Origin of the sequence: Faecalicatena contorta (assembly GCF_021531995.1) — a bacterium.
GTDB classification, from domain to species: Bacteria; Bacillota; Clostridia; order Lachnospirales; family Lachnospiraceae; genus Dorea_A; species Dorea_A contorta_A.
In genome coordinates this window covers 1-604 of record NZ_JAFBIZ010000296.1, presented here as the reverse complement: position 1 = coordinate 604, position 604 = coordinate 1, and the positions used below count along the sequence as shown (strand labels likewise).

The following is a 604-nucleotide window of genomic DNA, read 5'->3' as shown; positions in this document are numbered from 1 at the left end:
AATCAAAGCAGTCAAAGATAGCTGAAACATATAATTTTCCATCTTTAGCCTTGATTTCGGTAATGTCAGTTACACATTTTTCAAGTGGCTTATCGGATTTGAAATCTCGCTTCAGAAGATCATCTGACTTACGAGCTTCCCGATCCGCCTTGGTAATACCATTCGGCTTACGTTTTGGTCGATGACTAAGGCCTATTTCATCCATGACCCTGTAGACGGTTCGCTCACTAGGAATCTTGAGTCCTTCCGGTTTCTTAAGGAGAAGTGCCTGATACATGCGAATACGCCTATATGTATCATTGTATTCATCCTCAGTATTGATTGCTCTTATAGCATCAGCGAGATCCTGATATTTCCAGGGCCGGTCTTTATGAGCAAGATATTTGTAGAACCCCTGGCGGCTGACACCAAGCATCCGGCAATAGAATGAGAGTTTTCCCTTAATCGCGCCGGCTTCCGTTTTTATGGCAATGAACATCATTCTTTGGTTCTTGCTGACTTCCGACGGCTGGCTGCGAAAAAAGCACTTGCTTCCTCGAGAAATTCATTTTCCTCTTTCAGACGCCGGATTTCTTTATCTTGATCCTTAACGCGTTTGCGGAGC

Annotated in this window: 1 pseudogene; it reads right to left on the bottom strand. The window is 43.9% G+C overall.

The features are described 5' to 3' along the window. Positions 1-481: pseudogene (locus tag JQM82_RS16030) on the bottom strand (IS3 family transposase); the annotation flags it as partial. Between the last annotated feature and the right edge of the window lie 123 nt (positions 482-604).